This is a genomic window from Bradyrhizobium sp. CCBAU 51745 (genome assembly GCF_028128715.1).
GTDB lineage: Bacteria > Pseudomonadota > Alphaproteobacteria > Rhizobiales > Xanthobacteraceae > Bradyrhizobium > Bradyrhizobium manausense.
Map to the genome: position 1 here is coordinate 38,367 of NZ_LBJP01000062.1, position 7,920 is coordinate 46,286.

The following is a 7,920-nucleotide window of genomic DNA, read 5'->3' on the forward strand; positions in this document are numbered from 1 at the left end:
GTACAGCGATAAAATACCCGTCAAACCAGACGCAAGTGGGCTAGAGTCTCGCTGTCTTTCGCGTTGAAGCTGCAGTCCGTGAGCATGAGAATGACGGCGAACGCTGCGCGATGTTCAGCGGCCGACCTTTGCGCAATAGTCGGAACAAGAGCCTCGAATGACTGAAGCGATCGAACACTTCGTCACTACCGAGAACATCCGTCACTTCGGGAGATTGCTGAAGACCGAAACGCACCCCGGCAAATGCAGCATCCTGCTCCAGTTGCTCATGAGCGAGGTCACCAAGCTCCCCGAACCAGCGCAGCGCGCCGGGCTGATCAAGGCCGCCGGTCCTCGGGATCCCGTTTTTGAAATGCATTCGGCGGTGTGGTGAAAAGCGTGCCCCAACTTCTGCGTCCCCCACCACACCGACAAAGGGCCGTCGACGCCGCCGACGGCCCTTTCTTCTTTCGATCCGGTTAATTCAAGCCTGTCCGGCAGGCTCACCAATGTCTTAGTGACGACATCAACTTACGGAATATGTCGAGGTTGTCGCGCTCGATTTTTGTCACCGCTTGCGCGAGCGCATCAATTTCACGGGGCATCTAAGATGCCCCGGTTTACGGACCGCTTCGTTAACGTAGCGGCTTGAACGGGATCGCCTTTCGGGCCGTGGACGCATTCTTTGCGAGCCAAGCGCGAGCCTCTTCCTCATCATGAAATCCGCCGATCACGTCCTTGGTCCCGTCCGGGTTGCCGCACGGGCTCATTTTTGATGGCAGATGGAAGCTGCTCGAATTGATCGCGATCAAGAATTTGCCAAACGGCGTTCGCGCGTATTGAGCTGGATCAAGTTCGCGATCCAGATCGACGGACATTCTTCTTCTGAAACGAGGGAGGAAAATGATGCCCGCTGCAAACGATGCCGTCATCAAAGCGCACCGCAACAACATCTTCCGCTACCATCGCCTACTTCAAACTCGTCTGACGGACATCGAGCGTTCGTATCTTCGAACCCGGCTTGCGGAAGAGGGATCCGCTCTACTGTCCAAGCTTGAGCAAGGCGACCGTGGGGAGTGCGATGAGGAGTTCACCTGCTGATGTGCTGCGATCCTGAGGCGAGAATCGCGCAAACGCCTGAACCAAGTGGATTACATTGAGCACCCACCCCAAGGACCCCAGCTCAGTGTAAGTTGTGGCCCGCTCAGTCCCCCAAACTGAGCGGGCTATTTTTATCGACCCGCAGAATAGCTCTACCGGCCCTTGGCTTGCCCGCCTTTGATTGTTGGATCTTTTATTGACGTCATCCCTGCATCTGGTTGAATGCGTCTCGGTCGAGCACTGTTATGTGCTGGCGGCCCCGAAATGAAATGAGCTTCTTCGAAGTCAATGACCGAAAGGCGCGGCTGAGTGCCTCGAGGGTTATGCCTAGATAGGCAGCAATGCTCGATCGATCCATTTCGAGATGGATCTCAGAGGTTGGCTCACCTCGCGCAGCTTGCAGGTGTTCTTGGAGCCCTAAGAACATCGCAAGCTTCGTTGCTGCCTTTTTCTGGGCGAGAAGAACAGCATGACGCTGGGCCTGGCGGAGTTCTTCGCAAAGCTTGATGATGAGGTTGACGTCGATATCGGCATTGCTGGCCAGAATACGGCGTACCGCGGCCATCGGCATTTTGTAAGCCGTCACGGGTGTTGCGGCTTTTGTTGTGTTGGCATACCGCCCTTCTTCCGACAAACCGAACAGGTCGCCGGAGTAAAGGAAGGAGATTACATGCTCCGCGTCGGAAGCCACGACTACTCCGTCGATGATGTTGAATGCCGCTTGGGCTGGCGTATCCTTCGCATAGATTTCCTGGCCCTTGGCGAAGCGCACAATCTGCGCAATTTTCGCAAGCTTGGCGCTCTCGTCCTCGCTTAGCAGCTGATGGCGGATACCTTTCTCGGGATTGCCCGGATCCCACGGATGGACCGAGTGAATCGCTGGCCCTGTTGCATGCTTCATCTTGCGGCATCCACACGTGCTTTTCATCTCTCATAGCTTCACGGTCGGACCAGAACTTGATCATGATCAAATATAGGCGCGCCCCGGCCGTGGTCCGTTGGGCGTCGATAAATTAGCTTGGTTCGGATCAAGAAGGGGGGATACGAGATGGACAGCTACGTCGCCCATGCCAACATTGATCACTATTTCAACCTCCTGACAGTCGAAGGGATCACCGACCGCAATCGGGATACCATAGTCAAACTCATGATCGCTGAAGAGGACAAACTCGGTCGCGATTTGGAGACTCTACAATTTGCGGAAGACAGGGCCGCAAGGGGGCGCGACCGCCTAAACCATCTCAGGAGATTGCGCGCGGCCTTTGCTGATGGTTCGATAGAGCAAGCACGAGCGGACCAGATGCTGGCAAACTTTGAGACTACGCAGAAATTGATGGAACAATTCTGCCTCGCAATGCGCGAGAGGGCTCATTCCAACCGGATCAGCCGCTTCTGAGCGGGTTTTGCTGCCTCTTGGTTGCTGGCCCATCGCTGCCGCCTGCCTTGGTCAAGGATATGTCGGTTGTCAGGGATAAACCGGGCCTAACTTAAGCGCGGCGGACGTGCGGCCAAAGTTTCCGAAGAGGTGAGTACACAAATTTCGTCCAAACTTGACCAATTGTGTTACAGCTTCAATATCACCGCCCCACCCTAGGCCGCTATCGGTGACTGAGAGCGTAGCGCTCCCGCCTTCTTCGGGAGTTTGGCTATGCCAGGCTACCTCATTTACTTTGTTGATACCGACGGCCACATGTATCAACCGGCGCAACTGCTGAAGTGTGCTGACGATCAAGAGGCCATCGAAAAAGCGCGTCAGTACATTGACGGAAAAGACATTCAGGTTTGGGAGCGGAACCGCCTGGTAGCAAGGTTGCCTCATAGACAATAGGCCGCCCCCTTGGCCGATTGGCCCGAGAGCAATCACTTCGAAGGCACTGGCAGACGCGCATTGATTCAGATCATCGCCAGGGTACTTCCAACCCGAGAGACTACGTGCGGCTGCGAAGGTTATTTCAGTACCGCAGCTATGGAGCGGTCGACAATTCCGTCGATCCGACCTACGGTTTAGGAAACCGTATTGGAGGTCGATAAATCAACGAGTTAGGAGCCGCGCGTTGCATATACGTTGCAGAGCGGGATGATGCAGCCCATCGTCCTAAATTGCGTCTGGTGATCGCTACTCTAAACGAACTCCCTGTCGAGACGCGGGCCTGCAGCTCAATGGTTAGAGCCGGAGGGTCGTACCGCCAGTCAAATCCGAGAGTGTATATTCCCAAATTCTTATCCTGCCCTTCTCCTAAGTAACTAATCCGAACTGGATACGCGCAGAAACTTCGGTTTAACAGCAAAAGCGACGTATCTTCCTTATCGGCGCCACGTCGTACAATTGACAATGCATCGTCCGCCAACGGCCGCTGCAACGCCTTGGCTTCGTCCCATGGCGCACGCATCCAAACATCGCGCTCTTCGTCCGTGGTGAGTATCCCCGGCATGGTTAGATGTTGTTAGGAACCCGAGCGTGATGCCGCGGATGTGACCCGCCGCGTAGCGGTCGCGGATTGCGTGGACGTCGACCGAGGCTCATTGTTGGCTCACCGTAGTCCACCGGAGCAACGACCATGCGATCAGCTCTGGTCCTGAGCCTTTTGATTTTCCTGGGTGCACCTGTGAGCGCCGCTATGGCAGCCCAGGGACATCGGCATCATGCGACTGTTCGCTCTCCCCGCGTTTTGACGACAAGGCCCGCTGGGGCCTGGGCCTATTCACCAGCAGGGCCGGCCCGCCCTCAGCCGCCGCCGCACTACGACGATCAGCCAGAACCAGGTCATAATCCGTTTGCGGGATGGGGTGGTTAAGCGCGTCTCCCGGGAAATCCATGGCTACAATCCCTTCGACGTAGTACGGGCCTATAACAAGCAGGTCGTCCGCAATGCCGTGAAGTACGTCTGGGCTCACGACCACTCCCAGGCCGGGCTGGTGAAAAGATGTCCCTTGACGCCAAGGACGACAGTGCAGCAAATCGCTGGTTGCCACACGGTTGATAGTGGCGAGGCGCTGCTCGGCGCTTGCACTGAAATCTATGTCAGCCACCAGATCGAGTAGACGCTGATAGGCATGTTCGGCGACCGCGACCGGTAGTGTCACTGGTATCAACATAGTTGAGCCCTGCTAATCGGACCGCCGGCGCCGGGCATCAGGCCGGCGCCTTGAAATCGTAGGAGATGCGCCCGGCCGGCAGATAGAACAGGGCGATCACCGCACCACCCCTGACTTCGGGATAATGCCGGCTGACGGGATCCGGCGCCGTCAACTGCCTGCGCCTCATGAGCGTCCCCGGCATCGGAGTCCGCTAATCTCGATCGCCCCGTGGCGGCCATCGGCACCGGGTGAGGCATTCGAGCTCGGACGCTTGTCGCAACAAACGATTGCGCGCGTTGCGAAGTCGTCCATCATCGCGCGAGTGCTGCGAATATGACTTCGGTCGTTGTCGAGTTCATATAACCCCTGAGAGGTGAACAACCCGTACGCCTGTCGCGCGCCATGGAAAACTGCCCCCTCATATTGCGAAAGTGCGCGCTCTCATGCGGTCGTGCCGTTGATCGAGCGGCGGATCACCCGCTGCACCTCCGCGTTCGATAGAAACAGATCGTGATTGATGATGCCCCAGCCTTCCTGGGACGCATCGACCACGCGCACGCCGAGCCGCTGGATGACAGCTTTCTCGGCGGCGCCGACCCTGGTCATTCCTCCTGCAATTTGTCCCGACAGGGCAAGGGCACGATCGTTCGTTGCGGCGATCACGGTGATCTTGCCGGCAAGCGGACCGATGCGCTGGATCGCCGACGAGAACACGTCCATGTCGATGTCGGGCGCGGCAAACACGACCGTGCCGATCTTGCCCGTCACGGTGTCGCCGTATCGCGCATAGAGCTGACGCAGGCTTTCGAGCGTCAGCATGGTTCCCATGCTGTGTGCAACGATATGGACACGGCCGCCGCTTGGACTCGACACGAGGGACGAAAGCACGCGCTCGAAATCATCGCGGGACCACATCGCGCTGTCGCGGTCATAGGCATAGTCGAACAGTCCGGCCTTGGAGGGCCAGGAGAACACCATGGTCCGGCCGCGGAACTTGATGCCATCGGAGAGATGGGCAGCATCGAGCACGGCCGTTTCGAACGTCTGCTTGAAGCCGTGCACATAGATCAGCACGTCTCCTCCCCCGCCGGTCTGCGCAACGAGATCACCGATGTCGGCCTGCACCGGTTCGATCTGATCGAGGCGCCAATCGCCCAGTCCGACCGAGGCGAGCGAAAGTCTGCTTTCATCCGGTGCCACCAGCCTTGCCCGCGCGACCGTCATCGTGGTCGCGCGCTCAGGCCCGAACCAAGGCTTCGTGCGACCACCCTTCACGGGCTTGCGTGTGGTGGTGACGAGCAATGTGGGGTCGACGAAGAGGGACGACGCGTCGTAGGGCGTGCCGGTCGCGCCCAGGCCAGCGCATCCGCCGAGCGCGAGAGCGCTGCCCGCCGACAAAAGCCCGCGCAGGAGCGCGCGGCGCGAAGGAGCACGATGAGAGCGGCGTTGCAGAGGATATCGGATGATCACGCGGAACCTTCGGGAACTTCGCCCCCTAGCCGCCCCGCCTGTCTCCCTGAATGACAATCCGGGCGAGAAGGCGGCGGAGCAGCTTCGTGGCAGGTCGCAGTCACGGCCTTCGCCGGCTGGCTCTGCAATGTGGCGAAGTTCCGGCACCGGCGTGGCGGTTGCCCTCAATGATGGGCCGAACCACCTTTGACGGTAAGCGCTTAGCGATCACCCTATTGATGCGGGCTTGACGCTTTGCGGAATCGCCATGGCATGAGGTCTTCGATCCTGCTATGGGGATGGCCGTCGATGATCGCCTCGAGTGTTTCGGCGATGTAGGCAGCAGAGTTTACGTCGTTGAGTTTGCAGGTGGCGACGATCGAGGCGAGCAAAGCCCAGTTTTCCGCCCCGATTTCATGTCCGCCGAAGAACGCGTTTTTCCTGGTCAAGCAGATCGGCCGGATGGCGTTCTCGACCGGGTTGGTGTCGAGCTCGAGACGGCCGTCTTCGAGGAAGCGGGTCAGCCCCTGCCAATGATTGAGCGCATAGCGGATATCCTCGGGGAGTGTCGAACCGCTGGAGATCATCGACAGCTGTTTCTCGAACCAGGACTTCAACGCGGCGACCATGGGCAGCGAGTGCTCCTTGCGCGCGGCCAGCCGGATGTCCGGCGATGCACCGCGCGCCATGGCTTCGATGGCGTAAAGCTGGGCGATGTGCCGAATGGCGGCCTCGGCGATCGGCGACTTGCTGTTGCGGGCCAATTTCACAAAGCGCGGGCGCAAATGGCTCCAGCAATGCACGAGCGTCCAAGGCCCTTGCGGTCGAACGACTTCGGTCAGCCGGTCATACCCGTCGTAGGCATCGCATTGCAGGAAGCTTCCGCCAAAGCCGTCCAGGAACTGCTCCGCGAAGGCGCCGCTGCGACCGGAGACATATCGGAACAACACGAGGTCTCGTCCATGAACAGGCGATCCGCCATGGCCGGGTGGCGGCGCATGTGGTCCGCGATGGGCTGAAGATGGAAGCAGGCGCGGCCGGACCAGTTGCCCAGAGTCGCCCGATCAAGCCGGATGCCTTGACGCGCATAGATCTCGGCCTGACGATAAAACGGCGTGTGGTCGCCAAACTTGGAGACGATCACATGAGCGATAGCCGCTTCGGTCGGCAGCCCGCCGGGCACGACGTGTTCCGGTGCGTGCGCCTGCGCGACAGGCCCCGAACAGCGACGACAGATGTATTTCGGCCGGCGCGTGACCAGCACGCGCCATTGCGCCGAGATCACGTCAAGGCGCTTGCTGACGTCCTCGCCGATCTTCGTCATGGCGCCGCAACCGCACGGACAGAGCGTGCTCGCAGGCTCGATGATCCGTTCCACCCGCGGCAAATGGGCAGGCAGACAGCCGCGATTGCGATGGGAGCCTCGATCCGGATCGCTGCGCGATCGACCCTGGATGACCTTCTCAGCTCTTTCTTGCGCCGCGTCCAGAATGCCTTGCGCGACCTCCACGTCTGCGGCAAATGGTACTGATCTGGTCCTAGCTTCTCGGATTTCGAGCCGAACTTGTCGCGTCGCAATTCGCCGAGAATGACCTCCAGCCGACGCCGCGCTTCCTCCGATGCCGCCAGTGCCCCTTGATGCTCGCTCAAGGCCGCCTGCGTTTGCGCCAGAAGCGCCTTCAGGCGTTCGTTTTCGTCGCGCAGTGTCGCGATGCTCATGCGCTATTTCGAGCACATCGCGGCCGCCCGTGCCACGATCAAAATAGCTGCCGAGTCATTCTGCCGCAGTTATCCCGCCACCTGCGGGCGCCGTGCTTCTTCCGGGCGGACCAATCTCCAATCCAGCCCTTCGAACAAGGCAGCGAACATCGCCGGCGACATGCGCATCACGCCGTCCGCGATCGTTGGCCAAACGAACTTGCAACCTTCGAGGCGTTTGTGCACCAACACCAGACCCGTTCGATCCCAGACCAAAATCTTGATCCGGTCCGCTCGTTTGGATCGGAACACGAAGGCTGCGCCGCTGAACGGATCGAGACGAAGCATCTCCTGTACCTTCGCCGCAAGCCCGTCGTGGCCACAGCGGAAGTCGATCGGCCGCGTGGCAACGTAAATCTTCAGATCAGCACCGGCCGCGATCATCGTGACGCTCGCACTGCACGGATCACCCGGGATAGCTGGTCAGCATCTATGGCTGTGTCCGTCCGCAGCACGACATCGCCGACGCGCGGAAGGGATTGCGCGCTGCTTCTGCGGCGAGGTAGCTAAAAACCGCACACTGGACGCGCACGTTCCTACCGCTCACAGCCTGCT

The 7,920-nt window shown here is 59.4% G+C and carries 9 protein-coding genes and 3 pseudogenes; 4 read left to right on the forward strand and 8 right to left on the reverse strand.

What is annotated here, in order from left to right:
- Positions 1-157: 157 nt before the first annotated feature.
- On the forward strand, positions 158-373 hold the full coding sequence (locus tag XH98_RS15085) for a hypothetical protein (protein WP_271619077.1): 216 nt from the start codon (positions 158-160) through the stop codon (positions 371-373).
- A gap of 241 nt (positions 374-614) precedes the next feature.
- Here the strand turns inward: XH98_RS15085 and XH98_RS15090 are convergent, their stop codons facing one another.
- The gene (locus tag XH98_RS15090) at positions 615-857 is read right to left on the reverse strand and encodes a hypothetical protein (RefSeq protein WP_271619078.1); all 243 of its coding nucleotides are present in this window, start codon (positions 855-857) and stop codon (positions 615-617) included.
- A 28-nt stretch (positions 858-885) separates the two neighbouring features.
- On the opposite strand from XH98_RS15090, the gene XH98_RS15095 reads away from it, so the two are divergent.
- The gene (locus XH98_RS15095) at positions 886-1,080 is read left to right on the forward strand and encodes a hypothetical protein (RefSeq protein ID WP_271619079.1); all 195 of its coding nucleotides are present in this window, start codon (positions 886-888) and stop codon (positions 1,078-1,080) included.
- A gap of 202 nt (positions 1,081-1,282) precedes the next feature.
- Here the strand turns inward: XH98_RS15095 and XH98_RS15100 are convergent, their stop codons facing one another.
- On the reverse strand, positions 1,283-1,981 hold the full coding sequence (locus XH98_RS15100) for a Crp/Fnr family transcriptional regulator (RefSeq protein WP_271619080.1): 699 nt from the start codon (positions 1,979-1,981) through the stop codon (positions 1,283-1,285).
- A gap of 147 nt (positions 1,982-2,128) precedes the next feature.
- Here XH98_RS15100 and XH98_RS15105 point away from each other — a divergent pair, with 147 nt between their 5' ends.
- Complete coding sequence (locus XH98_RS15105) at positions 2,129-2,476, forward strand: hypothetical protein (RefSeq protein ID WP_271619081.1); 348 nt, start codon at positions 2,129-2,131, stop codon at positions 2,474-2,476.
- Between the two features lie 252 nt (positions 2,477-2,728).
- Positions 2,729-2,908: a hypothetical protein gene (locus XH98_RS15110; protein WP_271619082.1), complete on the forward strand. Its 180-nt coding sequence runs from the start codon at positions 2,729-2,731 to the stop codon at positions 2,906-2,908.
- A 469-nt stretch (positions 2,909-3,377) separates the two neighbouring features.
- On the opposite strand, the pseudogene XH98_RS15115 reads toward XH98_RS15110, so the two are convergent.
- The 6 genes and pseudogenes from XH98_RS15115 to tnpB form a co-directional block, all read right to left on the reverse strand.
- Positions 3,378-3,512, reverse strand: a pseudogene (locus XH98_RS15115) (SOS response-associated peptidase); the annotation flags it as partial.
- 184 nt (positions 3,513-3,696) lie between these two features.
- Positions 3,697-4,176: a hypothetical protein gene (locus XH98_RS15120; protein WP_271619083.1), complete on the reverse strand. Its 480-nt coding sequence runs from the start codon at positions 4,174-4,176 to the stop codon at positions 3,697-3,699.
- A gap of 37 nt (positions 4,177-4,213) precedes the next feature.
- Positions 4,214-4,327, reverse strand: a pseudogene (locus XH98_RS15125) (4-hydroxylaminobenzoate lyase); the annotation flags it as partial.
- 272 nt (positions 4,328-4,599) lie between these two features.
- Entirely contained in the window at positions 4,600-5,628 is a 1,029-nt protein-coding gene (locus XH98_RS15130) for an alpha/beta hydrolase (RefSeq protein WP_271619085.1), read from the reverse strand.
- Positions 5,629-5,840: 212 nt separating this feature from the next.
- Positions 5,841-7,290 (reverse strand): annotated as a pseudogene (gene tnpC / locus XH98_RS15135) (IS66 family transposase).
- Between the two features lie 105 nt (positions 7,291-7,395).
- Positions 7,396-7,749 carry an IS66 family insertion sequence element accessory protein TnpB gene (tnpB, locus tag XH98_RS15140; RefSeq protein WP_080134255.1) on the reverse strand — a complete coding sequence of 118 codons (354 nt, stop codon included), beginning with the start codon at positions 7,747-7,749 and terminating at the stop codon, positions 7,396-7,398.
- Positions 7,750-7,920 lie beyond the last annotated feature (171 nt).